Source organism: Isoptericola halotolerans (assembly GCF_003003075.1).
Lineage (GTDB): Bacteria > Actinomycetota > Actinomycetes > Actinomycetales > Cellulomonadaceae > Isoptericola > Isoptericola halotolerans_A.
Genome location: NZ_PVTX01000001.1, coordinates 107,560 through 133,581, shown reverse-complemented (window position 1 = coordinate 133,581; position 26,022 = coordinate 107,560). Strand labels below are relative to the sequence as shown.

General features: G+C 73.1%; 21 protein-coding genes. 9 read left to right on the top strand and 12 right to left on the bottom strand.

Annotation, left to right across the window (positions count from 1 at the left end; translation table 11 throughout):
• Positions 1-42: 42 nt before the first annotated feature.
• From lhgO to BCL65_RS00615, 6 genes are all read right to left on the bottom strand, one after another.
• Entirely contained in the window at positions 43-1,239 is a 1,197-nt protein-coding gene (lhgO, locus tag BCL65_RS00640) for an L-2-hydroxyglutarate oxidase (protein ID WP_106264238.1), read from the bottom strand.
• Between the two features lie 139 nt (positions 1,240-1,378).
• Positions 1,379-4,705: an RICIN domain-containing protein gene (locus BCL65_RS00635; RefSeq protein ID WP_106286534.1), complete on the bottom strand. Its 3,327-nt coding sequence runs from the start codon at positions 4,703-4,705 to the stop codon at positions 1,379-1,381.
• A 74-nt stretch (positions 4,706-4,779) separates the two neighbouring features.
• Positions 4,780-6,870, bottom strand: coding sequence for a beta-galactosidase (locus BCL65_RS00630; RefSeq protein WP_106264236.1), 2,091 nt, complete (start codon positions 6,868-6,870; stop codon positions 4,780-4,782).
• Between the two features lie 107 nt (positions 6,871-6,977).
• The gene (locus BCL65_RS00625) at positions 6,978-8,318 is read right to left on the bottom strand and encodes an ABC transporter substrate-binding protein (protein ID WP_106264235.1); all 1,341 of its coding nucleotides are present in this window, start codon (positions 8,316-8,318) and stop codon (positions 6,978-6,980) included.
• An 84-nt stretch (positions 8,319-8,402) separates the two neighbouring features.
• Positions 8,403-9,329, bottom strand: a complete 927-nt coding sequence (locus tag BCL65_RS00620; RefSeq protein ID WP_106264233.1) for a carbohydrate ABC transporter permease — start codon at positions 9,327-9,329, stop codon at positions 8,403-8,405.
• A 1-nt stretch (position 9,330) separates the two neighbouring features.
• Positions 9,331-10,254 (bottom strand): carbohydrate ABC transporter permease, encoded by a 924-nt coding sequence (locus tag BCL65_RS00615; RefSeq protein ID WP_106264231.1) that lies wholly within the window; start codon positions 10,252-10,254, stop codon positions 9,331-9,333.
• A gap of 159 nt (positions 10,255-10,413) precedes the next feature.
• Here BCL65_RS00615 and BCL65_RS00610 point away from each other — a divergent pair, with 159 nt between their 5' ends.
• Positions 10,414-11,433, top strand: coding sequence for a LacI family DNA-binding transcriptional regulator (locus BCL65_RS00610; protein ID WP_308221148.1), 1,020 nt, complete (start codon positions 10,414-10,416; stop codon positions 11,431-11,433).
• A 56-nt stretch (positions 11,434-11,489) separates the two neighbouring features.
• Positions 11,490-12,185, top strand: a complete 696-nt coding sequence (locus BCL65_RS00605) for a GPR1/FUN34/YaaH family transporter (RefSeq protein ID WP_106264227.1) — start codon at positions 11,490-11,492, stop codon at positions 12,183-12,185.
• A gap of 15 nt (positions 12,186-12,200) precedes the next feature.
• Here the strand turns inward: BCL65_RS00605 and BCL65_RS00600 are convergent, their stop codons facing one another.
• Entirely contained in the window at positions 12,201-12,620 is a 420-nt protein-coding gene (locus tag BCL65_RS00600) for a phage holin family protein (protein ID WP_106264226.1), read from the bottom strand.
• A 130-nt stretch (positions 12,621-12,750) separates the two neighbouring features.
• Between BCL65_RS00600 and galE the strand changes: the two genes are divergently transcribed.
• The gene (gene galE, locus BCL65_RS00595; protein WP_106264224.1) at positions 12,751-13,884 is read left to right on the top strand and encodes a UDP-glucose 4-epimerase GalE; all 1,134 of its coding nucleotides are present in this window, start codon (positions 12,751-12,753) and stop codon (positions 13,882-13,884) included.
• 59 nt (positions 13,885-13,943) lie between these two features.
• Here the strand turns inward: galE and BCL65_RS00590 are convergent, their stop codons facing one another.
• From BCL65_RS00590 to BCL65_RS00570, 5 genes are all read right to left on the bottom strand, one after another.
• Complete coding sequence (locus BCL65_RS00590) at positions 13,944-14,903, bottom strand: TAXI family TRAP transporter solute-binding subunit (RefSeq protein WP_165800042.1); 960 nt, start codon at positions 14,901-14,903, stop codon at positions 13,944-13,946.
• Positions 14,900-16,258, bottom strand: a complete 1,359-nt coding sequence (locus tag BCL65_RS00585; RefSeq protein WP_106264220.1) for a HAMP domain-containing sensor histidine kinase — start codon at positions 16,256-16,258, stop codon at positions 14,900-14,902. The genes BCL65_RS00590 and BCL65_RS00585 overlap by 4 nt, the downstream gene beginning before the upstream one ends.
• Position 16,259: 1 nt before the next feature.
• Positions 16,260-16,937 (bottom strand): response regulator transcription factor, encoded by a 678-nt coding sequence (locus tag BCL65_RS00580; RefSeq protein ID WP_106265116.1) that lies wholly within the window; start codon positions 16,935-16,937, stop codon positions 16,260-16,262.
• 77 nt (positions 16,938-17,014) lie between these two features.
• The gene (locus BCL65_RS00575) at positions 17,015-17,968 is read right to left on the bottom strand and encodes an alpha/beta hydrolase (protein WP_125206558.1); all 954 of its coding nucleotides are present in this window, start codon (positions 17,966-17,968) and stop codon (positions 17,015-17,017) included.
• Positions 17,958-18,590, bottom strand: coding sequence for a pentapeptide repeat-containing protein (locus BCL65_RS00570; RefSeq protein WP_165800043.1), 633 nt, complete (start codon positions 18,588-18,590; stop codon positions 17,958-17,960). Before BCL65_RS00570 ends, BCL65_RS00575 begins: the two co-directional genes overlap by 11 nt.
• 145 nt (positions 18,591-18,735) lie before the next feature.
• On the opposite strand from BCL65_RS00570, the gene BCL65_RS00565 reads away from it, so the two are divergent.
• The 6 genes from BCL65_RS00565 (at position 18,736) to BCL65_RS00540 (ending at position 26,016) form a co-directional block, all read left to right on the top strand.
• Positions 18,736-19,146, top strand: a complete 411-nt coding sequence (locus BCL65_RS00565) for a MerR family transcriptional regulator (protein WP_106264217.1) — start codon at positions 18,736-18,738, stop codon at positions 19,144-19,146.
• The gene (locus tag BCL65_RS00560) at positions 19,146-20,744 is read left to right on the top strand and encodes a peptide chain release factor 3 (RefSeq protein ID WP_106264216.1); all 1,599 of its coding nucleotides are present in this window, start codon (positions 19,146-19,148) and stop codon (positions 20,742-20,744) included. Before BCL65_RS00565 ends, BCL65_RS00560 begins: the two co-directional genes overlap by 1 nt.
• 164 nt (positions 20,745-20,908) lie before the next feature.
• Complete coding sequence (locus BCL65_RS00555) at positions 20,909-22,495, top strand: SulP family inorganic anion transporter (RefSeq protein ID WP_181340686.1); 1,587 nt, start codon at positions 20,909-20,911, stop codon at positions 22,493-22,495.
• A gap of 109 nt (positions 22,496-22,604) precedes the next feature.
• The gene (locus BCL65_RS00550; RefSeq protein WP_106265112.1) at positions 22,605-24,290 is read left to right on the top strand and encodes a ribonuclease J; all 1,686 of its coding nucleotides are present in this window, start codon (positions 22,605-22,607) and stop codon (positions 24,288-24,290) included.
• Positions 24,291-24,398: 108 nt separating this feature from the next.
• On the top strand, positions 24,399-25,091 hold the full coding sequence (locus tag BCL65_RS00545) for an ANTAR domain-containing protein (RefSeq protein WP_106264215.1): 693 nt from the start codon (positions 24,399-24,401) through the stop codon (positions 25,089-25,091).
• Positions 25,092-25,179: 88 nt separating this feature from the next.
• Positions 25,180-26,016, top strand: coding sequence for a Cof-type HAD-IIB family hydrolase (locus BCL65_RS00540; RefSeq protein ID WP_106264214.1), 837 nt, complete (start codon positions 25,180-25,182; stop codon positions 26,014-26,016).
• Positions 26,017-26,022 lie beyond the last annotated feature (6 nt).

Below are 26,022 nucleotides of genomic sequence, written 5' to 3'. Positions count from 1 at the left end.
CGCACGGCGACGGGTCGGCGGGAGCCAGGCTCGAGCCTCCGGTCAAAGATACATGCGATCGACCACGTGCTCCGCGATCGCCAGGCTCGAGGTCGCGGCGGGCGACGGCGCGTTGCGCACGCTCGTGACGCCGTCGGACGTCTCGATGACGAAGTCGTCCACGAGGAAACCGTCGCGCTCGACGGCCTGGGCGCGCAGGCCGGTGCGCCCCCGCACGACGTCGGCGCTGCCGATCGCGGGGACGTACCGCTGCGCGGTCCGCAGGTAGGCGGACGTCACGGCGGAGCCGTACATCTCCCGCACGCCCGTGCGCCAGTGCCGGGCCGCCATCCGCCAGAAGCCGGGCCACCCCAGCACGGCTGCCGTGTCCCGCGGGCTCATCGCGAGCCGTCGGTAGGCGCCCCGGTCCAGGGCGAGGACGGCGTTGGGACCGACCTCCAGCTCGCCGGCCACGGTGCGGGTGAAGTGCACGCCCAGGAACGGGTAGCGCGGGTCGGGCACCGGGTAGACCATGCCGCGCACCAGGTCGCGCTTGGCCGGGCGGACCGTCATGTACTCGCCGCGGAACGGGACGATCACCGGGCCCCGCGCGCCGCCGACCAGCCCGGCCAGGCGGTCGGACTGCAGGCCGCCGCACACCACGAGGCGGTCCACCGGGTGCCGGGCGTCCCCGCAGGAGACGACGACGCGGGCCCCCTCGCGCCGGACGCCGGTCACCCGCGCACCGAGCAGCACCTGCCCGCCGGCCGCCTCCACGTCCCGGGCGAGCCGGGCGCACACGGCCCCGAAGTCCGTGATCGCGGTCCGGGGCGAGTGCAGGGCCGAAACGCCGACGGCGTGCGGCTCGACGTCGGCGATCTCCGCCGCCTCGAGCCGGCGCAGACCGGGCACCCCGTTCTCCCGGGCGGTCCGCTCCAGGGCGTCGAACCGGCCGCGCTCCGCGGCGTCGACCGCCACGACGAGCTTGCCGACCTCGTCGTACGGCAGGCCGTGCTCGGCGCAGTACTCCCGCAACAGGTCACGACCGCGCGTGCACAGGCGCGCCTTGAGGCTGCCCGGCCGGTAGTAGATCCCGGCGTGCACGACACCGGAGTTGTGGCCCGTCTGGTGCGCGCCCAGGCGGTCCTCGGCCTCCAGGACGACCACCCGGGTGCCGGGCCGCCGCCGCAGGAGCTCCCGGGCGACGGCGAGACCCACGATGCCGCCACCCACGACCCCGACGGTCTCGTCCGCGCTCATCGCTACCCTCCGGCCGCCGTCGTCCCGCCCCGCGGGAACGTGCAGCCCACGCTAGCGCCGCGCCGGGCGCGGGGTCGTGCCGAACGCGCCGAGGTAGTGCTACCTCGGCGCGTTCGGCACGACCTCGGCGGGTTCGGCACTACCTCGGCGCCCAGGGGCCGTGCGCGTCGCCGGGCTCCTGGTCGCGGGTCCACCACTGCGCGACGTACGTCTCGCCGTCGTGCACGACGACGTCACCGGCGGTGAAGACGCGCGACGGCGTCCACAGGGCCTCGCCCGAGGCGGCGCGGACCGTCTCCTGCCACGAGCCCCAGACGCTGCTGCCCGGCTCGTCGCGGGTCCACCACTGCGCCGCGTGGTACGAGCCGTCGTGGAACACCGCGTCGCCGGCGGTGTAGGTCGCGTCGCCGTCCCACACGGGTGACGGGTCCCCGGGCACCTTGGCCAGCACCTCGATCTCGCTGACCACCAGGTGCGTGGCCTCGTGAGCCGTCATGACCACCCGCACGGCATCGGTGCGCACGTCGGCGTCGACCGCCACCGGCTCCGCGCCGGACGCCGGTTCGGCCGGGTCCCCGACGGCCTGCCACGCGCCGTCGACACGGGCCTCGACCTGGACGGTCCGTGCCCAGCTCCGGTGCGAGCCGTCGACGTAGAAGTGCACGTCCACGCCGGTGACGTCGCGCGGCTCGGGCAGGGTCACCGTCAGGGTGTCGGTCGGGTTCTTGTCGCCCGAGCGCCAGTTGGACCAGCCCTTGTCGTCCACGTCGCCGTTCACCACGCGCTCGGCCGGGTAGCCCGGCTCGGTGTACGTCGCCTCGACCGTGGTGCCGTCCGCCGTCGCGGCGTTGGCCTCGCCGGGCTCGGTGACCAGCACGCGCACCGTGGCGGGCAGGGTGTCGCCCGCCCCGGCGTCGGCGGTCCCGGAGAGCTGCACGACGCCGATCTCGTCGTACACGCCGTCGGCCGCCTGCTCCCAGGTGACCGCGCGCTCCACGTCGACACCGCCGGCCGTCACGGCCGTCACCGTGGCGGGCAGCTCCGGCACGCCACCGGCGTACGTGGACGCCGAGGCCGTGCGGGTGGAGGCGAGCACGTCGACGGTGACCGTCGCCGTCGCGGCGACCGTTCCACCGGCCGGGTTCGTCACCGTGCCGGTGACCTCCACCGTGCCCGGCTCGGCCCACGCGGAGTCCTCCGGGACGTCCCACGTAACGGGCAGGGCGTCGCCCGCGCCGCCCGGGTACACCGGCGTCACCGACTCCGGCAGCTCCGGAGCCGTGCCCGGCGTGGTGAAGACGTCGACGGGCTCGGTCCCGAGCAGCGTCTCGTCGACGATCGCCCAGCGCTGGTTCGCGCCGGAGTTCGCCAGGTAGGTGCCCACCGGCGAGCCGTCGGCGGTGGCCTGGCCACCCACCTCGAGCAGCGTGCCCGACGACGCGTTGACCAGCGTGTACGTGCCGTCGCCCGTGGTCGACAGGATCCAGCGCGCGGCCTCCGGTGTGTCGGCCGGGCCCGCCGGCGCCTCGACCAGCACGGCGGAGGTGTCGGCGTCGACGGCGAGCTGCTCGCCGGTGGCCGCGTTCGTCACGGCGTACCGCGTGCGGTGCGAGCCCGAGCCCTCCGGGGCGCCCAGGTCCGTGAGCGTCCACAGCTGGTCGGCCGCGGCGGGGTCGTCGGTGGCGATCTGCACGCCGTCGCCGGCCGGGGCCAGCGAGCGGTCGGACTGCACGCCGTCGATCCGGTAGACGTGCCCGTCCTGAGCCAGCGGGGCGTCGTCGGCCACGCCGGAGACGCCGTCGACGACGAACGTCGTCACGGACTCGGCCGGCACGGTGAGCGTGGCGCGCGCCGCGCCGTCGGTCTCGACCGGGACGGGGTCGCCCTCGACGAGGTAGCCGCCGGAGTCGGTGACCACCGGCGTGACGGTGGCGCCGTCGGCCACCTCACCGAAGCCGGAGAGGTCCAGAGCGACCGTGCGCGCGGACGTCTCGTCGTTGACGTGCACGACGACGGCCTGGTCGCCGGAGGCGGAGACGGCGGCGGTGCTGCTCGGGTCGTCCACCCCGACCAGGCGGTCGCCGGGCGCGATGAAGTGCGTGAAGTTCTGGGTGACCCAGTACTTCGTGTTGGTGTAGATCGGGCAGGTCTCCAGCGTGTCCTCGGCCGTGCAGGAGAACGGGATCTGGATCTCGCCCCAGTTGCCGCCCTCCGGGCTCTCGCCGCCGGGCGCCATGTTGTCGTAGTCCTCGACCGGCTGCCAGAACACCCAGGCGGACGGCTCGAGCTCACGCAGGTCGTCGACGATGTGCTGGGCGCTGCCCAGGCCGGACTCCATGGACTCGAAGTCCTGGCCCGTGCTGCTCCACGACCCGCCGACCTCGCTCATCCACAGGGGCTTGTCCTCGCCCTTGGCGATGTCGCGCACGGTGGTGCGCTGACCGGTGCCGTACGTGTGGACGTTGAGCTGGTCCACCAGGTCCCGGACCTCGGGCGCGTAGGCGTTCCAGTTGCTCGCGAACCGGCCGGGGTTGGTCTCGTCCATCGCCGAGATCACGGCGTCCGTCCCGGACCCTTGCAGCGCGGAGGCCAGCGCCGGGAGCACCTGCTGCTGCAGCGCGGGGCCCATGTGGGCGCCCTCCTGCCGGCCGCCGGTGGGGTTGCCGTCCGCGCCGAGCTGGGTGCCCCAGTAGTCGGTGTTGGGTTCGTTGAACGGGTCGATCGTGTCCACGTCGATGCCGTGCGCGTCTTCGAGCCGCTCGGTGACGCCCACCAGGTACTGCGCGAAGTCGTCGATGCTCTCCGGCTTGAGCTGGTCCTCGTCCGCGTCGAAGTTGCCCGAGACGTAGCCGGACTCCGTCATGAACCACGGTGGGGAGTTGGAGAACGTCTCCCAGTGCGTCACGTCGTCCTTGATGCGGTCCACCCACCAGCGCTGCGTGGCGTCGGCGTCGAGGTCCCAGTCGGCGGGGTCCTCGGGATCCCACCAGTCGACGTCGTCGCGGGTGGTGCCCTCGGGGGCGTTCCACCAGCCGTCGACGGCGCCGCCCGCCCGCAGGTAGTCCGGCACGTCCGGGGCGTTCCCGCCGCCCACGTTGTAGCGGGCGATGTTGAGGTTCAGCCCCTCGTCGCCGAACACCATGTCCGCGAGCCGGTCCCGGATCTCGTCCGGGTAGTCACCGGTGGCGTTCGCGAACCAGACGAGGCTGGTCCCCCAGCCCTCGAACGGTTGGCCCGCGTACGACGGGTCCGGACGGACGGTGACGTCGGCGGCCGGAGCCGCCGTCGTCACGCTCGGGACCGCCGTCGTCGCGGCCGTGCCCGGTGCGGCCGGGGCCGTGCCGGGAGCGGCCGTCGCGGGCGCCGTCGCCAGACCGGCGACCAGGAGGCCGCCGGTCAGCGACGCGACCGCGCGCCGGGTGCGGACCGCTCGCAGCGGTGGTGTCGTGTCCTGCCAGGTGCTCATCGGTGAGCCTTCCTCTCGCGTCGGTGCGATGGTCCGAGATCCTGCGGTCGTGCGGTCGGGTGGACGGGTGGTTGTCAGGCGCGGGGACGGCGCAGCACCACGACGCCGCGGGGCGCCAGCGTGTCGGCCGGGACCTCGCCGGACGGACGAGCGTCCGCGACCTCGCCGTCGTGCGGCGTGGTGCTGACGAGGGCCTTGCCGTCGAGGCCGGCGAGGCCCAGCGCCTCGTCGGTCCGGTTCACGAGGAACCAGAACTCCTCGTCGGCGGTGCGGCGCACGGTCAGCTCCACCCGGCCGCGCAGCGGCTCGGGCAGCTCGGAGCGCACGCCGGCGGCGTCGAGGAGCCGCTCGAGCAGCGGGCGGAGGCCCGCGGCACCGAGCCGGGTCGACACGTAGGCGGCCGACCCGCGTTCCACCGCCCGCCGGGTGACGGCCGGGCGCCCGGCCTGCTGCCCGTCGAGGTAGGTCGCCAGCACGTCCGTGCCCGGCAGCACGTCGATGCGGTCCGTCCACAGCGTGCCCGTCGAGCCGTCGTCGAGCCGCACGCGCTCGCCGTCGCGCAACGGGTTGAGCTCCTCGATGCGGAGCCCGAGCAGGTCGCGCAGGGCGCCCGGGTAGCCGCCGAGCCACACGTGGTCGTCGGCGTCGACGATGCCGGAGAAGTACGTGGTGACGAGGTGGCCGCCGGCCTCCACCCAACGGGTCAGCCGGTCCGCGAGCGCCGCCGGGACGACGTGCAGCACCGGCGCGACGACGACGTCGTAGTCGGCGAGGTCCGTGCGGCCGTCGTCGAGGCCGGCCACGGGGACGACATCGGCGCGCACGCCCGCGTCGAGGAACGCGTGGTACCAGTCCAGCGCCTCGGCGCGGTAGCGCAGCGCTTCGGTGGGGTGCGAGTCCAGCTCGGACGCCCACCAGGAGTCCCAGTCGAACAGGATCGCGGCCCGGGCCGGCGCCCGCTCCGCACCCACAACGGGGGCGAGGTCGGCGAGCGTGCGTCCGAGCGCGACGACGTCGCGGAACAGCGCCGAGTCCTCCCCGGCGTGGGGCACCATCGCCGAGTGGTACTTCTCCGCGCCCGCCGCGGACTGGCGCCACTGGAAGAAGCAGACGGCGTCGGCGCCGTGGGCCACGTGCGTCAGCGAGTCCCGGGCGAGCTCGCCCGGCCGCTTCGGCACGTTGACCGGCTGCCAGTTCACGGCGCTGGTGGAGTGCTCCATGAGGAACCAGGGGCGGCCGCCCGCGACGCCGCTGGTCAGGTTCGCGGAGAACGACATCTCCTCGCGGCCCTGCGGACCGGGCTGCAGGTAGTGGTCGTTCGAGACGAAGTCGATCTCGGGAGCCCAGGCGGCGTAGTCCATGCCCTTGGTCTCACCCATGACCATGAAGTTCGTGGTGACCGGGACGTCCGGCGTGATGCGGCGCAGCACGTCCCGCTCGGCGCGCAGGTGCTCCACCAGGGCGTCCGAGGAGAACCGCTTGAAGTCGAGCTGCTGCGTCGGGTTCGGGTACGACGCCGCCAGCCGCGGCGGCAGGATCTGCTCCCAGTCGGTGTAGCGCTGCGACCAGAACGCCGTGCCCCACGCCTCGTTGAGCCGGTCGAGCGTGCCGTAGCGCGCCGTGAGCCAGGTACGGAACGCGCGGGCGGCGTCGTCGGAGTAGTCCTCGACGTTGTGGCAGCCGAGCTCGTTGCTGACGTGCCAGGCCGCGAGCGCCGGGTGCGCGGCGTACCGCTCGGCCATCTTCTCGACCAGGGCGAGCGCGTGCTCGCGGAAGACGGGCGAGGTGGGCCGCCACTGCTGGCGACCGCCGGGCCACAGGGTCTCCCCCGTGCGGGTCACCGGCAGGATCTCCGGGTGCGCGGTGGTGAGCCACGGCGGCGGGGACGCGGTGGCGGTGGCGAGGTCCACGGAGATGCCGTGCGCGTGCATGAGGTCCATGACCTCGTCGAGCCAGCCGAAGTCCCAGCGGTCGGGTGCCGGCTGGATCCGGGCCCAGGAGAAGATCGCGACGGAGACGACGGTGACGCCAGCGGCCTGCATCAGCCGGGCGTCCTCGGCCCACACCTCGCGGGGCCACTGGTCCGGGTTGTAGTCGGCGCCGTACCCGAGGCGTGCGGGGCGGGTCGTCTCGGGGCCCGCGAGCAGGCGGGGGACGTCGGTCATGGAGGCTCCTGGACGTGCGGGGTGTGCGGGGTCTGCGGGGAGGGCGCCGTGGCGGCGCCGGTGGGGACGGCGGCTCGCCGTCCCCACCGGCGCTCACGGGCGGGCCGTCACTGGTTGACGGTGAAGCCCTGGTCGTTGCCGTAGGTGGTCGACTGCTCCTGCCAGGTGGTCAGGCCGTCGGTCAGGGTGGTGTCGGAGACGTACGCCTGGCCCACCGTGTCGTTGAAGATCGAGTTGGCGTACACCTGGAACGGCAGGTACTGCCAGCCCTCGGCGACGTTCGCCGACGAGTCGGCCAGGACCTCGTTGACCTGCTGGCCGCCGAAGTACTCGAACTCCTGCTCGCGGAACGCGGGGTCCTCCAGCTCGGCGACGGTCGCCGGGAAGGCGCCCTCGTCGACGCGCGTGGCGATGCCGTCCCCGACGGTCGCGTACTCGAGGAACGCCCAGGCGAGGTCGGCGTTCTCGCTCGCGGCCGGGATCGCCAGCGAGCTGCCGCCGTTCTCCGAGGTGACCTCCTCGCCGCTCTCCCACTGCGGCATCGGTGCGACGGCCCAGTCGCCGGACGCGTCCGGCACCGAGGACTCCAGGTTGCCGCGCATCCAGGCGCCGATGACGAGCGAGGCGATGGAGCCGTCGGACAGGCCCTGGTACCACTCGTCGCTCCAGGAGCCGACCGGGGCCACGAGCTCCTCGTCGAGCATGCTCTGCCACGTGGAGGTGAACTGCTGGGTGCCCTCGTCGGTGAAGTCGATCGTGACGTCGGTGCCCTCGACCTGGTAGGGGCGCCCCCCGGCCTGCCAGATCATCGAGGTGGTGAAGCCGGCGTCGCCGACGTCGTTGGTGAGGTAGGCGTCCGGGTCGGCCTCGTGCAGGGTGCGGGCCGCCTCGACGTACTCCTCCCACGTGGTGGGGACCTCGATGCCGTGCTCGTCGAAGACGCGCTTGTTGTAGAACAGCGCCATCGGCCCGGAGTCGGTGGGCAGGGCGTAGACGCCGCCCTCCTGCTGCACCGCACCCCACGGGCCGGGCGTGAAGGTGCCGTCGAGCTCGTCGGCCCCGTAGGCCGTGAGGTCCGCGAGGGCCTCGGAGAGCGCGAACTGCGGCAGCGCGTAGAACTCGATCTGCGCGACGTCGGGCACGCCGTCACCGGCGGCGATCGCGTTCTGCAGCGCCGTGTACTGGTCGTTGCCGGTCCCGACGTTCTCCAGGTTCACGGTGACGTTCGGGTGCTCCGCCTCGAAGTCGGCGGCCACCGACTCGAGCGTGGGGTCCCAGGCCCAGACGGTGATCTCGCCGCCCTCCTCCAGCGCCGAGTCGGCGTCCTGGGTGGCCTCGCCGGAGTCGGTCTCGCCGCTCGCGCAGGCCGTCAGGCCCAGGGCCAGGACGCCGGCGACGGCGGTGCCGCGCAGCCACCGGGTGGTCCGGGTGGTCGTTCGTGCAGTCATGTCGGTCCTCACTTCGTTGTCGGAACAGTCGGTCGGGCGGTCGGCGGCTCCATCGGTGGCGCCGCCGGCCCGGCGTCGGTCAGGTCATTCCTTGACGCTCCCGGCGGCGAGCCCGGACTGCCAGTAGCGCTGCAGCACCAGGAACGCCGCGACGAGCGGCAGGATCGTCAGGAGGGAGCCGGTGATGACGAGGTGGAAGATCGCCTCGCCGCCGGCGGTGGCGGCCTGCGCGTTCCACGCGTTCAGGCCGAGGGTCAGCGGGTACCAGTCGCTGTCGCGCAGCATGATCAGCGGCAGGAAGTAGTTGTTCCAGGTGGCCACCATGGTGAACAGCAGCACGGTGACGATCCCCGGCGCGAGCAGCGGCAGGCTGACCCGGAAGAAGGTGCGGAACTCCCCCGCCCCGTCGATCCGGGCGGCCTCGAGCAGCTCGGTGGGGATCGCCTCGGCCGCGAACGTCCACATGAGGTAGAGGCCGAACGGAGAGATCAGGGACGGGATGATCACGGCCCAGGGCGTGTTGGTCAGCCCCATCTGGCTGAACATGAGGAACGTCGGCACGGCGAGGGCGGTGCCGGGCACCGCCACGGCCCCGATGACGACGGCGAACACGCCGCGCTTGCCGGGGAAGTCGAACTTGGCCAGGGCGTACCCGCCCAGGATGGCGAGGAACGTGGCCCCGCCGGCGCCCAGCACGACGTAGAGCACGGTGTTGCCGAGCCACCGGACGAACACGCCGTCGTCGTAGGTGAGCGTGGCGACGACGTTGTCCCAGAGGGCGAACGAGTCGCCGAACCAGAGCCCGAACGAGGAGAACAGGTCTCCCTGGGTCTTGGTGGAGTTGACGAGCAGCCACACGAGCGGCACGAGCGAGTACACGAGCACGACGGCGGTGAGCACCGTGAGCAGCGGGCTGCGGCGGGGCCGGTCGACGCTGTGCTTGTTGACGGTCCGGGTCCGCAGGCGCGGCCCCCGGGAGGACGGGGCGGTCGCGGTGAGGGCGGTGGTCACGTCACGCCTCCTTGCGCATGCCGCGCAGCTGCACCACGTAGGCGATCACCATGGTGATCAGCCCCATGATGATGGCGACGGTCGCGGAATAGTTGTACTGCTGGCCGGAGAAGGACAGCGAGTAGGCGTACAGGTTCGGGGTGTAGGACGTGGTGATGGCGTTGGGCGCCAGCGACTGCAGGATGCTCGGCTCGTTGAAGAGCTGGAAGCTGCCGATGATCGAGAAGATCGTCGCGATCACCAGGGCACCGCGGATCGCGGGGATCTTGATCGACCGGACCACCTGCCACTGCGTCGCCCCGTCGATCTCCGCGGCCTCGTAGAGCGAGTGCGGGACGACGCGCAGCGCCGCGTAGAAGATCAGCATGTTGTAGCCCACGAACTCCCAGGTGACGATGTTGCCGATCGACGCCAGCACGAGGTCGGGAGACAGCGGGTCGGGCAGGGAGACGCCGAGCGCGTCGTTGAGGTTGCCGACGAGCCCGAACCGGGTGCCGTACATGAAGCCCCACATGAGCGAGGCGACGACGGCGGGGACCGCGTACGGCATGAAGATCGAGATGCGGAAGAAGCTCTTGCCGTAGAGCCGGCCGGAGTCGATGGCCAGCGCCACGAGCAGGGCGATGCCGAGCATGATCGGCACCTGCACCACGAGGAACAGGCTCACGCGGGCCAGGCCCTCCCAGAACTGGGGGTCCTGCATGGCGCGGGCGTAGTTGTCGAGGCCCACGAACGTGGTGCCGCCGACCATCTGGGTGCGGAACACCGACAGGTACAGCGAGTAGACGATGGGCGCCAGGAACACCAGCGCGAACACGAGCATGAAGGGGCCGACGAACATCCAGCCGGTCCATCGCCGTCGGCTGGGTCGCCGGGTGGCCGGCGCGGGCGGTGCGGCCGCCACCGGTGGGGACGTCGTCGTCATGCGGGTCTTCCTCGGGGTCACGGGGATGTTCACGTCAACATCAAGCGCCACGAGGACGGATGTTTACGTAAACATGGACTAAGGTGATCGTGCATCGCCGGACGCGGTACGTCAACCCCGGCGGTCGGCGAGACCGAACTGTGACCGAGCGGAGGACCCTTGCCCGACCCGAGCCCGACCGGGCGACCTCAGCGCGTCTCGATGGCCGACGTCGCGCGGCGCGCCGGCGTCTCGTCGCAGACCGTCTCGCGCGTCTCGAACGGCCACCCCGGCGTGGTCGACCGCACGCGCGAGCAGGTGCTGGCGGCCATGCGTGAGCTCGGCTACCGGCCCAACAGCGCGGCCCGCGCCCTGCGCTCCGGCCGGTTCCGCACCATCGGGGTCATCCTGTTCTCGCTGTCCACCACCGGCAACGTCCGCACCCTGGACGCGATCGCGACGTCGGCCGCGGCCGAGGGCTACGCCATCACCGTGATCCCCGTCGAGGCCCCCACGCAGGACGGGGTCAACGGCGCCTTCACCCGCATGGGCGAGCTCGCCGTCGACGCCGTGATCCTCCTGATGGAGGTCCACCTGCTCGACGCCGCCAGCATCTCCCTGCCCACCGACGTGCCGGTCGTCGTCGCCGACTCCGACGCCGGGGACCGCTACCCCGTGGTGGACACCGACCAGGCCGCCGGGTCGCGCACCGCGGTGGAGCACCTGCTCGGTCTCGGGCACCGGACCGTGGTGCACCTGGCCGGACCGTCCGAGTCCTTCTCCGCCCAGCGACGCGAGGACGCCTGGCGCCGGACGCTGCACGAGGCCGGCCGGGACGTCCCCCCGGTGTACCGCGGGGACTGGTCCGCGGCCTCCGGGTACGCGGCCGGGCAGGAGATCGCCCGCACCGACGCGACCGCCGTCTTCGCGGCCAACGACCAGATGGCGCTCGGGCTGCTGCGCGCCCTGGCCGAGGCCGGGCGCAAGGTGCCGCAGGACGTCAGCGTGGTCGGGTTCGACGACCTCCCCGACGCCGTCGCCTACCTCCCGCCGCTGACCACGGTGCACCAGGACTTCGCGGAGGTCGGACGGCGCTGCGTCGCCGGGGTGCTGCGTCAGATGGCCGACCGCACCATCCCGCACGGACGCACGCTCGTGCCGACGCGCCTGGTCGAGCGGGCGAGCACCGCGGCGCCCTGACCTGGCCCGGCGCCCCCTGCGTTGTGACACACCACGAGATCGTGTTGTGTGATGCGATGAGCGAACCTTCCGAGCCGCGGGGCAGGCAGAGCGAACAGCTGCAGATGACGCGCATCGTGCTGCGCCCGAGCGGCAACCCCCTCCCCCTGGGCTTCATGGCGCTGGCCCTGGGCACGGTCGGCTTCAGCTGCCTGCAGCTCGGCGTGCTCCCCACCACGGAGGAGAACACCGTGGCGCTGGCGGTGCTGGTGCTCACCGTGCCGCTGCAGTCGCTCGCCGCCGTGGTGGGGTTCGGCGCCCGTGACCCGATCGCCGGGACCGGGATGGCCATGGTCGCCGGGGTGTGGGCCATGCTCGCGGTCGCGACGCTCACCTCGCCGCCCGGCACGGCGAGCCCCGCCGTGGGCGTGCTCCTGCTGACGGCCGCCGTCGCCCTGCTCCTCCCGGCGGCCGCGGCGCACGGCAAGCTGCTCGCCGCCGGGATCATGGTCGGGTCCGCGGCACGGTTCGCCCTGACCGGGGTCGCCGAGCTCACCGGATCCGCCGGGTGGGACGCCGCCGCGGGCGTGCTCGGGCTGGTGCTGGCCCTCGCGGCGCTCTACGCCGCCCTGGGCTTCGTGCTCGAGGAGGTCGACCACCCGGTCCAGCTCCCCGTGCTGCGCCGCGGCGACGGGATCAAGCCGCTGCGCGACGACCTGGAGGAGCAGGTCGAGGGCATCGCCCGGGCCGCCGGCGTCCGCCAGCAGCTCTGAGCCGTCCGCGCAGGGTCACTCCCCGTCGCGACGCTTCTCCACGGCGTTCTTGAGCAGCAGCGCCGGCAGCAGGAAGTTCGCGAGCAGGGTCACGATCCACACGATGATCGGGCCGACGAGCCAGCCCAGCCACCCGGAGATGTCCAGCCCGTCGGGCGCGACCAGGACGGCGATGAGGAGCGCCACGTAGGTGGTGATGAGGCCGACGGCGCTGAGCATCGCCGGCGCGTTGTTGCGGGCCAGCTTGACGAAGAACGGCGTGAGCACGGCTTGGGCCACCGCGAACACGACGACGGCGACCACGAACGCCAGCGGGTTGCTCCAGTCGATGTCGAACGTCTGCCAGTCGAGGGCGGCGAACACCCAGTCGGTCAGGAGCAGGCCGACGGCGACGGCGAGCAGCAGGACCGCGGTGCGGGCCAGAAGTCTCAGCATGGCAGCAGCGTGGCACACGTCACACGAATCCGCCTGAGATGCTCTTGACTACCTCAACTCCCCTGTTGCCGCCCCTCACGGCGCCACCATCATGGCCCCACGTCAGCAAACGTGGTGCGAGGTGTGTCAGATGCGGGTCCTGGTCACCGGCGGCGCCGGCTATCTCGGGTCCCACGTGGTGCTGGCACTGGTGCAGGCGGGCCACCAGGTCGACGTCGTGGACGACTTCTCCCGCGGCACCCCGGCGTCGCTGGCCCGTGGTGAGGCGCTCTCCCGGCGCCGGGTGCGCACGCACGCCGCGGACGTCGCCGACATCGACTCCATGGAGCGGATCTTCGCGGGCGCGGCCGTCGACGCCGTCGTCCACCTCGCCGGGCTGCGGTCCGCGTCGGAGTGCGTCGACCGCCCCCTGGACGCCTACGAGACCAACCTGACCACCACCTTCACGCTGCTGCGGTGCATGACCTGGTACGGGGTCGACCGGCTCGTGCTGTCCTCCTCCGCCGCGGTCTACGGCGACGCGACGGCCCACGGCACGGCGGGCTCGCCCGACGGCGGCACGCGGTTCGCCGAGGACGCCCCGCTCGCGCCCGCCTCGCCCCTGGGCCGCACCATGGTCACCAACGAGCAGCTCCTGCAGGACGTCACCCGGGCCGGTGCCGCGCTGCGCGTCGCCGTGCTGCGCTGCTTCAACACCGTGGGCGCCGACCCGTCGGGACGCATCGGCGAGGACCGCAACGGCGCGCCCTCCAGCCTGCTGACCCGGCTCGGCGAGGTGGCCCTGGGCCTGCGCGGCCACGTCGAGGTGCACGGCGGCGACCACCCCACCCCCGACGGCACGGCCCTGCGCGACTACGTCCACGTGTCCGACGTCGCCGCGGGCCACGTCGCCGCGCTGGCGGCTCTGGACCGGCCGGGCGAGGACGCCGTGCGGACGTGGAACCTCGGGACCGGGCACGGGAGCAGCGTGCGCGAGGTCCTGCGCACGTTCGAGCAGGTCACCGGCCGGGAGGTGTCCTCCCGCGTGCTGCCGGCACCGGCCGGCACGATCGCGTCGTCGGTCGCGGACGTCACGCGGTCGGCGGCCGACCTGGGCTGGACGGCCCGCCGGGACCTCGCCGAGATCTGCCGCGACCACTGGCGGTGGCAGCGGGAGCACCCCCGGGGCTACCCGTCGACGCTCGTCCCGGAGACGCCGTGGCGCGGCGGCGTCGGCCACCGGTTGCGGCTGGTGCCGCCGCTGTCCACGGCGGTCAGCCGCTAGGTGGACCCGGCGAACTCCTCCTCCGTGGGCCAGGTCTCCGCGGCCCGCCCGGACAGACCTCAGGGCTTGACGTCCTGGTAGTACCGCAGCGCGCCGGCCTGCAGCTCGGCGGGCTCGGTGTAGATCGCCCGCGACCGGTCGAGCAACGCAGCCGAGGGGACGAGCACGGAGATCTCGCTGCGTGTGTCGAAGAGCGTCTGCACCAGCCCGTGCGCGACGCCCTCGGGCATGTCGGGGCTCACCACCAGGACGTTGGGGACCGCAAGCGTCTCGACGTCCTCGGTCATGCCGTACACGCCCTCGGGCACCACACCGTGCCGGTACCCGTGCCCGTACTCCGCGCGGAGCTCGTCGACCACGTCCACCAGCGGGATCAGCCGGACGGGCAGCTCCTCGGCCAGGCCGACGATGCCGGGCGTGCGCAGCCCGCCGGACCAGAAGACCGCGTCGAGGCGCCCGTCCTCCAGCGCGTCGATCGACTCGGTGATCCCCAGCTCGGCGACCCGGAGGTCGGCGATCGGCACGTCCGCCGCCTCGAGCACGCGACCCGCGATGAGCGACGTCCCGGACCGTGGCGCGCCGACGGACACCCGTAGCCCTCGCAGGTCCGCGATCTCCTCGACCTCCGAGTCCGCGGGCACCACCAGGTGGGCGAAGTCGTCGTACACGCGGGCGAGCGCCCGGACCTCCACCGGCTCGGCGAAGCCTCCCTCGCCGTCGACGGCGTCCGCCACGGCGTCCGCCGCGCTGAAGGCCAGGTCCGCCGTCCCGTCGGCGAGCAGCTGCAGGTTGTCGACGGACCCGCCGGTGCTCAGGACCTCCACCTCGATCCCGTACTCGTCCGCGAGCTGCGACGCGAACGCCTGGCCGTAGCCGTGGTAGATGCCGCTGGTCCCGCCGGTCGCGATGGTGAGCCGCTCGGGCTGCCGGCCTTCCCACGGGTCGCTGTCCGGGGCGCACGCGGCCAGGAGAGCGCCCGCCACGAGCAGCGACGACACGGCCGCGACGATCCTCCTCACGTCCCCTCCTCCCAGGCCGGGACCTGCAGGCACACCCGCAGGCCGCCGTCGTCGGGCAGCTCGAGCCGCAGCCCGCCGCCGAGCTCGGCGAGGAGCTCCGAGGCGATCGCGAGGCCCAGGCCGGAACCGCGCACCGAGCTGTGGCCCGGGCTCCGCCAGAAGCGCTCCGTGAGGCGCTCGAGCTGGTCGGCCGGCACGCCCGGGCCGTGGTCGCGCACCACGACCTCGATCGAGCCGGCCGCGCGGACCACGGAGACGTCGATCGGCTCGGACTCCGGCGCGAACTTGATCGCGTTCTCGACCACGGTGTCGAACGCGCTCTCGAGCGCGGTGGGGTCGACGGTCCCGAGGACCTCACCCCCGGGGGTGGTCAGCCGGAGCTCGCGGTCCGGGTCGAGGATCCTGCGCCCCTCCACGCGCCGCGCCACCAGGTCGGCGACGTCGACGGGCTGCGCGGCCGACATGCTCGAGCCGTCGGCCAGCAGGAGGAGGGCGTCGAGGATCTGCGCCATCCGTTCGGCCTCCGCCCGCACGTGCGCGACGTCGTCGGCACCCTCGGGCGGGACGCTCAGCGCGAGCGACTCGACGCGGAGCATCAGGGCGCTGAGCGGGTTGCGGAGCTCGTGCGAGGCGTTGGCCACGAACTCCTGCTGACGGCGCATCAGGTGCTCGACGCGCTCCGCCATCTCGTTGAAGCGGCTCACCACCTGACGGAGCTCGGGAGGCCCCGTCGACGGCGGGATGCGCTCGTCGAGCCGCCCGTCGCCCATCTTCTCCATCGCCTGGTCGACGGCGCGGACCGGGCGCAGCAGCCAGCCCGCGGTCCGGTCGGCCAGGACGAGCGCGAGCAGCGCGATCACGGCGCCCGCCGCGGCGAGCAGCGCCCAGCTGTTCCAGATGGCGCGCTGGACCTTCCCGCCGTCCGACGACGTCACGAGCGCGCCGACCAGGTCGCCGCCGTCGAAGATGGGCTCGGCCACCACGGTGCGCTGGGCGTCCCAGGGCCAGAACGTCTCGCGCATCTCCGCCCGGCGGCCCGCGAGCGCGGCGTGCCGCTCGGCGTAGTCCTGGACCTCGATCCCTTCCGCCGCGACCGTGGCCCCGGCCTGGTCGACGACGGCGGCCCCGATGCCGTACACCTGCCGGTACCGCTCCAGGTCGCCCGCGACGAGGGAGGGGTCGTCGGCGAGGATCGCCTGGCGGGCCGGCAGGACGAGGTAGCTCGTGTCGCGCAACCGGTCCAGGAAGACCTCCTGCTGGTGGGCGCGCGTCACGCTCGACGCGTAGAGCATGCCGAGCAGCAGGATGACCAGGGCGAGCGGCACGTAGACGACGGCGGCGAGTCTGCTCCGCACGTCACTGCTGCCCGACCCGGTACCCCACGCCGCGCACCGTCTCCACCACCGAGGGCTCGCCGAGCTTGCGGCGCAGGGAGGCGACGTGGACCTCGAGGGTGCGGCCGAGCCCCTTCCAGCTGGAACCCCACACCTCGCGCAGGATGCGCTCGCGGGCGAGCGCCGTGCCGCGGTGCCGGACCAGCAGCGCCAGGAGGTCGTACTCCTTGCGGGTCAGGGAGACGACGGCGCCGCCGGTGCGGCGCACCACGCGGGCGGCGAGGTCGACCTGGACCTCGCCGACGTCGATCTGGGCGACGTGGGCCCGGCCGTCCCACTCGCGGGACCGGCCACGGCGCAGCACCGCGTCGATGCGGGCGAGGACCTCGCGGATGTCGTACGGCTTGGTCACGTAGTCGTCGGCGCCGAGCTCCAGGCCGCGCACCCGCGACTCGAGCTGGGTGCGCGCGGTCACCATGATGATCGGGGTGTCGGAGACCTTGCGGATCCGGCGGCAGACCTCGAACCCGTCCATGTCCGGCAGGGCCAGGTCGAGCAGCACGAGGTCGGTCCGCGGGCTCAGCGCCGCGAGCGCGCTCGCGCCGTCGGCCGCCCGGATCGCCTCGTACCCGTGCTTGCCCAGGACGGAGACGAGCGCACCGGCGACATGCTCGTTGTCCTCCACGACCAGCAGCTGCACGGTCCGACCGTAGCCGAGCACGGGCGCGACGGATAGATGACGCCAGGACGCGGGCGCCCCGGGGCCGGGTGAGATCGTCAGCCGGCCAGGCCTGCGACGAACCGCACGCTCGCCGCCGCGATCCGCTCCCGCGCCGCGTCGTCGGAGAGGGTCGGCACGCCGTCGCCGGGCTGCGGACCGTAGTCGCCGAACTGGGCGTGGGAGGCGCCGTCCACGACGGTGAACCCGGCGTCGGGCGGCAGGTCGGCGCGCGACGCCTCGATCTTCGGCGGGGTGGCGAGCCCGTCCCGGGTGCCGGAGACGGACTCGACGGCGGCCGTGAGGGAACCCCTGACGTCGCCCGCCGGGTAGGAGGCGTACAGCAGCAGCCCGACGGCGGGTGCGCTCGCGTCGTCGTCGGCCTCGTCCGCCTCCATCGCGGCGACCGTGCCGCCGAGCGAGTGCCCGCCCACCACCCACCTGTCGACCTGCGGGTGCCCGGACCGGGCGTCGTCGAGCGCCCCGACGGCCAGGAAGGCGATGCCCAGCGGCTGCTTCGCCACGACGACGGTGTGCCCGGCCTCCGCGAGCGGGTGCAGCACGGCGGCATAGGCGCGCGGGTCGACGCGCGCCCCGGGCTGGAAGAACACACCCGTCCCGCTCGTGCCGTCCGTCGGTGCCAGCACGATCTGCGTGGACGTCTCGGCGACGGTGACCGCGCCGTCGGACCGCATCGCGTCCAGCGCCGGTTCCACCGCGCCGAACGGTCGCAGCCAGCCGACGACGGCGATCCACCCGGCCGCGGCGACGAGCAGGACCACCCCCGCGACCCGGCGCCATCCCCGCCGCGGCGCAGCGGGGCGGAACGAGCGCCAGCCGACGGCGACGCTCACCATCGCGGTCAGCGCCAGGAGCACCGCGTAGGCGGGGTGGCCGTGCACGACGGCGCCCCAGGCCGTCACGCAGACCCAGGCGACCACGAGGAGCCCGGCGGCGGCGACGGCCCGGACCACCCACGGGTGACGGCCGGGGCGGCCGGCGTCAGTCGACAACCGAGATCCCCAGGTTGGCGGCCAGGAGCGGAGCGAGCTCGCCGAGCTGGGCCGCGTTGATCGTGGTGCCGCGCAGGGCGTCCGTGCCGACCAGCTCGGTGAGCTCGGCACCGCGCAGGTCCACGTCCTGCAGGGTGGAGGCCTGGACGTCCAGCCGGCGCACCCGCGTGCCCTCGAACGCGACCCGGGTGGCCCGGGCCTGGACCAGGTCCAGCTCGTCGACGGTGCAGTCGGTGAAGAGGACGTCCTGCAGGGTGGCCCCGCGCAGGTTGACGAAGCCCAGCTTGCAGCCCACGAGGTGCACGGACTGCCAGGTGGACTCGTACAGCTCGGCCGAACCGATGCGCGCGTCCCGCACCTCGACGTCCCGCCACCGGCTCCGCACGCCCTGTACGACCGGGACGTCGACGCGCGCCAGGACGACCTCGGTGAGCGTCAGGTGGCGCAGGTCGGCCTCCCGGGCGCGCAGCCCGTCGAGACGCGATCCGTCGGCGCGGGCCCCGCGCAGCTCGACCCGGTCGAGATCGACGTCGGTGAGCCGGACGCCGTCGAGGTCCGCCGCCGGGGCGAGGTCGTCGGCGCTCCCCGCCACCAGGTCGGCGAGCACGACGGGGTCGATCACGGGCCGGGAGGGTTGGTTCGGACGGGGCGGCACGGCACCCAGGCTACGTGGTGCCCTCGGACGCGCTGGAGCGGCACGCATCACAGGCACGGGCGCCGGTCCGTCCCTCCCGCGACGGTAGGGTACGGACGTCGAACGGAGAGTCATGGGTCAGGACCACAAGCAGATCGGCGAGGTGTCGGAACGCACCGGCCTCTCCCTGCGCACGATCCGCTACTACGAGGAGGTCGGCCTCGTCATCCCGTCCGCGCGCTCGCACGGCGGCTTCCGGCTGTACACCGAGTCGGACATCGCGCGGCTCATGGTCGTCAAGCGCATGAAGCCGCTCGACTTCACGCTCGAGGAGATGCGAGACCTGCTGACCACCCTCGACAACCTGGAGCGCGACGACGTCGACGCGGCGAACCGCGAGGCGACGCTCGAGCGCCTCACCGCGTTCGAGTCGGCGGCCGAGGAGCGCTGCCGGAGCCTGCGCGCCCAGCTCGAGAGCGCCGAGGAGTTCGCCGGCGACCTGCGCCGCGAGCTGAGCCGGCGCGGGGCGGTGACCGAGTCGTGATGACCACGCTCACCACCGAGAACCCGTCGGTCGCGGCCGAGGCCGCCCGACGCCGCAGCATCGCCGTCATCTCGCACCCCGACGCCGGCAAGTCGACCCTCACCGAGGCCCTCGCCCTGCACGCCCGCGCCATCGACGAGGCGGGCGCGGTGCACGGCAAGGGCAACCGTTCCGGCGTCGTCTCCGACTGGCTCGAGATGGAGCAGAAGCGCGGCATCTCCATCACCTCCGCCGCGCTGCAGTTCGTCTACCGCGACGTGGTGATCAACCTGCTCGACACCCCGGGGCACGCGGACTTCTCCGAGGACACGTACCGCGTGCTCACCGCGGTGGACGCCGCCGTCATGCTGCTGGACTCCGCGAAGGGCCTGGAGCCGCAGACCCTCAAGCTCTTCGAGGTCTGCCGGCGTCGCGGCGTGCCGGTCATCACGTTCGTCAACAAGTGGGACCGCCCCGGCCGCGAGGTCCTCGACCTCTGCGACGAGCTCGAGGAACGGATCGGCCTGCGGCCCACCCCGGTGACGTGGCCCGTCGGCGAGGCGGGCCGGTTCCTCGGCCTGCTCGACCGGCAGGACGGGCACGTGACGAGGTACCGCCGGACCCCGGGTGGCGCCTCGCTCGCGGAGGAGGAGACCCTCGACGCGTCGCGGGCGGCCGACGAGCTCGACGACGACTACACCGAGGCCGTCGAGGGGGCACAGCTCCTCGACGCGGTCGACGTCGCGACGTTCCGCAGCGGCGAGACGACGCCGCTGCTGTTCGGGGCGGCGCTGGCCAACATCGGCGTGCGGCAGCTCCTCGACGCCGTGGTCGACCTGGCCCCGGCGCCCGGCGCCCGCCCGACCGCCGACGGCGGCGACCGCCCCGTCGAGGCGCCGTTCAGCGGGTTCGTCTTCAAGATGCAGGCCGGCATGGACCCGAAGCACCGCGACCACGTCGCCTACATCCGGGTGTGCTCGGGACGGTTCGAGCGCGGCATGAACGTCACGCACGAGCCCTCCGGGCGGCCGTTCGCGACGAAGTACGCCCTGTCGGTGTTCGGCCGGGAGCGGTCGACCGTGGAGGACGCCTACCCCGGGGACGTCGTCGGGCTGGTCAACGCCGGCGCGCTGGCCGTCGGGGACACGGTCCACGAGCCGTCCGGGCCGCCCGTCCGGTTCCCCCCGATGCCGGCGTTCGAGCCGGAGCACTTCGCCGTCGCGCGGTCCTCCGACCCGGGCCGTTCCAAGCAGTTCCGCAAGGGCATGTCGCAGCTCGAGCAGGAGGGCGTCGTCCAGGTGCTCGTCTCCGACCTGCGCGGCGACGCGAGCCCCGTCCTGGCGGCCGTGGGCCCCCTGCAGTTCGAGGTCGCCGCGTTCCGCATGGAGCACGAGTTCTCGGCGCCGATGGTCCTCGAGACGCTCTCGCTCTCGGTGGCCCGCTACGTCGACCCCGCGCACGCGGCCGCCGTCGCGGCCTACCCCGGCGCCGAGGTCGCCCGCCGCCGGGACGGCGCGACGCTGGCCCTCCTGCGGGACGTGTGGCACGCCCGTGCGTTCGAGCGCGGGCACCCGGACATCGCCCTGGACCCGCTGACACCAAACCTGCCTTCACGTTAGGGTAGAGTCAGACCCGGCCCGGCTCCCGCGCGTCCCCGACCCTGCGGGCCGAGCACCCCACACTCTCCGTACGCAGCGTCGCGTGCCTCCGTCTTGTCCATCCCGACCGGGTCTCGCGACCTGGTCCGCGGGCGCGCGCGCCCACCGAGCCCGAAGGAAGCTGCGTGCCGAACGACGCCCGCCCCTCCCTGCCTGATCCCGCTCCCGTGCCGCAGCCGGTCAGCGGCGCGCCCGAGGCCGGCGAGACCTACTCCGTGCTGAAGGCCCTGAGGTCGCCCCGCATCCTCAAGACCGAGGTGCTCGCAGGCCTGGTCGTGGCCCTCGCACTCATCCCCGAGGCGATCGCGTTCTCGATCATCGCGGGCGTCGACCCGCGGCTCGGGCTGTTCGCGTCCTTCACGATGGCCGTCTCCATCGCGTTCCTCGGCGGCCGGCCGGCCATGATCTCCGCCGCCACGGGTGCGGTCGCCCTGGTCATCGCCCCGGTCGCGCGGGACCACGGCATCGACTACCTGATCGCCACCGTCATCCTGGCCGGCGTCCTCCAGGTGGCTCTCGGCGTGCTCGGCGTGGCCAAGCTCATGCGGTTCATCCCGCGCTCGGTGATGGTCGGCTTCGTCAACGCGCTGGCGATCCTCATCTTCACCTCCCAGCTCCCCCACCTGTTCGGCGACAAGGTGAACGCCGACAACCGCTGGTGGATCTACGGGCTGGTCGTCGTCGGCCTGGTCGTCATGGTGCTGATGCCCCGGTGGACCAAGATCGTCCCGGCGCCTCTCGTGGCGATCGTCCTGCTCACCGCCGCGACGGTCCTCGCCGTCATCAACGTCCCGACCGTCGGCGACGAGGGCGACCTGCCCGAGTCCCTGCCGTCCCTGCTGATCCCGGACGTGCCGCTCAACCTCGAGACGCTCCAGATCATCGCGCCGTTCGCGCTGGCCATGGCGCTCGTGGGCATCCTCGAGTCGCTGCTGACCGCCAAGCTGGTCGACGACGTCACGGACACCCACTCCAACAAGACCCGCGAGGCCTGGGGCCAGGGCGCGGCGAACGTCATCACCGGGTTCTTCGGCGGCATGGGCGGCTGCGCGATGATCGGCCAGACCATGATCAACGTCAAGGCCTCGGGCGCCCGCACCCGCATCTCCACGTTCCTGGCCGGCGTGTTCCTGCTGATCCTCGTCGTCGGCCTGGGCGACGTCGTCGCGATCATCCCCATGGCCGCGCTGGTCGCCGTCATGATCATGGTGGCCGTCGGCACCTTCGACTGGCACTCGGTCCGGCCCGACACGCTGCGTCGCATGCCCCGGTCCGAGACCGCCGTCATGCTGTCCACGGTGGTCGTCACGGTCTGGACCCACAACCTGGCGTACGGCGTCCTGGTCGGTGTGGTCGTCGCGATGGTGCTCTTCGCCCGCCGCGTGGCACACTTCACCACCGTGACCCGCCTCGACGACAGCGCTGGACCCGGAGGCGACGACGACGCCGTCCGCACCTACGCTGTGGAGGGCGAGCTGTTCTTCGCCTCCTCGAACGACCTGGTCTACCAGTTCGACTACTCGGGCGACCCGGACGAGATCGTCATCGACATGACCAAGGCACACGTGTGGGACGCCTCCACCGTCGCCAGCCTCGACGCCGTACGCACCAAGTACGAGGCCAAGGGCAAGCGCGTGACGATCGTCGGCGCCAACGCGGACACCACCGCGCGGCTGGACCTGCTCGCCGGACGGCTCGGCGGGGCACACTGATCTCAGGGGCCCCTCACGAGGGGCCCGCACCTCACCGGTCGGCCGCAGCGCGCACGCCGCGACGCGGAGGACCGGACCATCGACACGGATGACCGTGCGGAAGGACGACATGCACACTGCGCCCCGCGACCTCGGACGCCCACCACGACTCCCGCGCGGTGCCCTGCGCATCACGCCGCTGGGCGGCATCGGGGAGATCGGCCGCAACATGACGGTCTTCGAGCAGGCAGGCCGCCTGCTCGTCGTCGACTGCGGCGTCCTCTTCCCCGAGGACCACCAGCCCGGCGTGGACGTCATCCTCCCGGACTTCGCGAGCATCCTCGACCGGCTCGACGACATCGAGGCGATCGTCCTCACCCACGGGCACGAGGACCACATCGGCGGCGTGCCGTACCTGCTCAAGCACCGCCCCGACATCCCCGTGGTCGGCTCCGAGCTGACGCTGGCCTTCGTCGCCGAGAAGCTCAAGGAGCACGGCATCAAGCCGGTGCTCAAGCGTGTCGAGGCGACGGACCGGTACTCGGCCGGTCCGTTCGACCTCGAGTTCGTCGCGGTCAACCACTCGATCCCCGACGGCCTGGCCGTCGTCATCCGGACCGCCGGCGGCACCGTGCTCCACACCGGCGACTTCCGGATGGACCAGTTCCCCCTCGACGGACGGCTGACGGACCTGCGGGCCTTCGGCCGGATCGGCGAGGAGGGCCTGGACCTGCTGCTGGTGGACTCCACCAACGCCGAGGTCCCCGGCTTCTCGATCTCCGAGAGCGACCTGGTCCCCGCCATCGAGCAGGTCTTCGGCTCGACGCCGGGGCGCGTCATCGTCTCCAGCTTCGCGAGCCACGTCCACCGGATCCAGCAGGTGCTGGACGCCTCCCACGCGGCCGGCCGCAAGGTCGCGTTCGTGGGCCGCTCGATGGTGCGCAACATGCGGATCGCGCGCGAGCTCGGCTACCTCACGGTGCCCCGCGGCCTGGTGATCGACTACAAGAAGACGCGCGGCATGGCGCCCGAGCAGGTCACGCTGGTCTGCACCGGCTCCCAGGGCGAGCCGCTGGCCGCGCTGTCCCGCATGGCCAACGAGTCCCACGAGGTCCGCGTCAGCGAGGGCGACACCGTCCTGCTGGCGAGCTCGCTGATCCCGGGCAACGAGAACGCCATCTACGGGATCATCAACAAGCTGACCGACCTCGGGGCGAACGTCGTGCACAAGGGCAACGCCCGGGTGCACGTCTCGGGCCACGCCAGCGCCGGCGAGCTCGTCTACTGCTACAACATCCTCAAGCCGCGCAACGTCATGCCGGTCCACGGCGAGCCCAAGCACCTGCACGCCAACGGGGCGCTCGCCGAGCGCACGGGCGTCGACCCGGACAAGGTGCTGATCACGCGCGACGGCGTGGTGGTCGACCTCGTCGACGGCACCGCGCGCATCGTCGGTCAGGTCCAGGCGGACCTGGTGTTCGTCGACGGGCAGACGGTGGGGCACGCGACCGAGGACACCCTGGCCGAGCGCCGCCAGCTCAGCGCCGGCGGCGTGCTGACCGTGCTCGTCCTGCTGAAGCCCGGCACGACCGAGCTCGCCGAGCCCCCGGAGTACCTGCACCGCGGGTTCGTCCAGAGCCCGGAGAGCCTCGAGGCCGCCACGGTCGCCCTCAAGAAGGCGCTGGCCACCGCGGCCGACCGCGGCGTGACCGAGGGCGAGGAGCTCGAGAACCTGCTCGCGGGCGCCGTCGGCCGGTCGCTGGCCCGGACGTCGCGCCGGGAGCCCGTCGTCATCGCGCTGGTGCTCGACGCCTGACGGCGGGCGGTACTCCCGGAGGGAGCCCGCCGGGCGTGCCGGCACCCCCGACGGGCGAGCATCTGAGCCGCCGCCCAGACTGGAGGGCAACCCACGAGAGGGGGCTCCATGGTCGACCCGAACCTGCTCTCGCGCCTCGTCGGCATGCTCACGACCCTGGAGCGGGAGATACCGCTCGCGGAGGGCGTCTGCCGGGCCTGCGCGCGGGCCTTCGGAGCGCGGGGCGGTGCGCTGACGTTCGCCCCGATGACCCTCGAGCAGATGACCGTGACGACGGGCGACGAGACCACGCAGCGGATGGAAGACCTGCAAGAGGTGCTGGGCGAAGGTCCGGGACTGCTGGCGTTCTCCCGGGAGCGTGCGGTCGCGACGGTCGTGGGCAGCCAGGCCAGCAGCATCGAGTTCCCCGACTTCCCCGCCTTCGCGTCCGGCGCCGCGACGTCCGGGCTCTCGGCCGCCGTCGTCGCCGCGCCCCTGCGCCTCGAGCGGCGGCCCCTGGGGGTCCTGACGCTGTACCAGGAGGCCGACCGGGCCCCGCTGCGCCCCGACGCGGCGCAGCAGCTCGCGGACACCGCCTCGACCATCCTGCTGTCGTCGAGCACACCGGTGGAGCAGTGGTGGCCCGACGACGGCCGCCGGCATCGGGCCATCGGGATGGTGATGGCCCAGCTCGGGGCCACGGCCGGCGACGCGCTGGCCGTCCTGCGCGCGCGAGCCCTGGCAGGCTCCTGCACACTCCGGTCGGTGATCGACGACGTGCTGCACCGCCGCACCGACTTCGGCTCGGACGACGACTCCTGACGAGGGCGAGGGCCCGCGGGCCACGACGAGGCGAGGCTCACAGCGGACGGTGGTGCACCGGCCCGCCGCCTCGACCCATCATGGGTCCATGCCGCTCCCCCCGCTGCCTCGCCCGGACCAGGTCCGCCTCGTCGTCACCGACATGGACGGCACCCTGCTCGACCCCGACGGTGCCGTCCCCGACGGGCTGTGGCCGCTGCTGCGCCGGATGCACGACGCCGGCATCGCGTTCGTGCCCGCCTCCGGACGGCAGCACGCCACCATCGCCGCGTCGTTCCCGGCCGGGGTGACTCCCGGCCACGACGAGCTGGTGATCATCGCCGAGAACGGCACGCTCGTCACCCGCGGGGGCGTCGAGGTCTCGTCCGAGACGCTCGACCGCGACGCCGTCACCGCCGTCGTCCACGCCGTGCGCGGCCTGGGCACCAGCCGGGACGGAGGCGCCGTCCTCGCCGGCAAGCGGGGCGCCTACGTCGAGCGCGCCGACGCGCGGTTCGTCGACCACGTCCGCACCTACTACCGCGAGCTCGAGGTCGTCGAGGACCTGCTCGCCGTCGACGACGAGACCCTCAAGGTCGCCGTGTACGACGACGTGGACTCGGCCACCGGCACCCTCCCGGCGCTGGAGCACCTGCGTGCCGACCACCAGGTCGTCGTCTCCAGCCCCCACTGGATCGACGTGATGCCCACCGGCGTCACCAAGGGCCGTGGCCTGCGCCGGCTCCAGGCCGAGCTCGGCGTGACGCCCGCCCAGACGATGGTGTTCGGCGACTACCTCAACGACATCGAGATGCTCGACGCCGCCGAGTGGTCGTTCGCGATGGCCGGCGCCCACCCGGACGTCCTGGCGCACGCCCGCCACACCGCGCCGAGCAACGCCGAGCACGGGGTGGTCCAGGTGCTCGAGGCGCTGTTCGCGGCCTGACGGCAC

Excerpts from the sequence above, each read along its gene's own strand:
- lhgO (WP_106264238.1), bottom strand. The coding sequence starts at position 1,239 with ATGAGCGCGGACGAGACCGTCGGGGTCGTGGGTGGCGGCATCGTGGGT.
- BCL65_RS00635 (WP_106286534.1), bottom strand. The coding sequence starts at position 4,705 with ATGAGCACCTGGCAGGACACGACACCACCGCTGCGAGCGGTCCGCACC.
- BCL65_RS00630 (WP_106264236.1), bottom strand. The coding sequence starts at position 6,870 with ATGACCGACGTCCCCCGCCTGCTCGCGGGCCCCGAGACGACCCGCCCC.
- BCL65_RS00625 (WP_106264235.1), bottom strand. The coding sequence starts at position 8,318 with ATGACTGCACGAACGACCACCCGGACCACCCGGTGGCTGCGCGGCACC.
- BCL65_RS00615 (WP_106264231.1), bottom strand. The coding sequence starts at position 10,254 with ATGACGACGACGTCCCCACCGGTGGCGGCCGCACCGCCCGCGCCGGCC.
- BCL65_RS00605 (WP_106264227.1), top strand. The coding sequence starts at position 11,490 with ATGAGCGAACCTTCCGAGCCGCGGGGCAGGCAGAGCGAACAGCTGCAG.
- BCL65_RS00600 (WP_106264226.1), bottom strand. The coding sequence starts at position 12,620 with ATGCTGAGACTTCTGGCCCGCACCGCGGTCCTGCTGCTCGCCGTCGCC.
- galE (WP_106264224.1), top strand. The coding sequence starts at position 12,751 with ATGCGGGTCCTGGTCACCGGCGGCGCCGGCTATCTCGGGTCCCACGTG.
- BCL65_RS00565 (WP_106264217.1), top strand. The coding sequence starts at position 18,736 with ATGGGTCAGGACCACAAGCAGATCGGCGAGGTGTCGGAACGCACCGGC.
- BCL65_RS00560 (WP_106264216.1), top strand. The coding sequence starts at position 19,146 with ATGACCACGCTCACCACCGAGAACCCGTCGGTCGCGGCCGAGGCCGCC.
- BCL65_RS00550 (WP_106265112.1), top strand. The coding sequence starts at position 22,605 with ATGCACACTGCGCCCCGCGACCTCGGACGCCCACCACGACTCCCGCGC.
- BCL65_RS00545 (WP_106264215.1), top strand. The coding sequence starts at position 24,399 with ATGGTCGACCCGAACCTGCTCTCGCGCCTCGTCGGCATGCTCACGACC.
- BCL65_RS00540 (WP_106264214.1), top strand. The coding sequence starts at position 25,180 with ATGCCGCTCCCCCCGCTGCCTCGCCCGGACCAGGTCCGCCTCGTCGTC.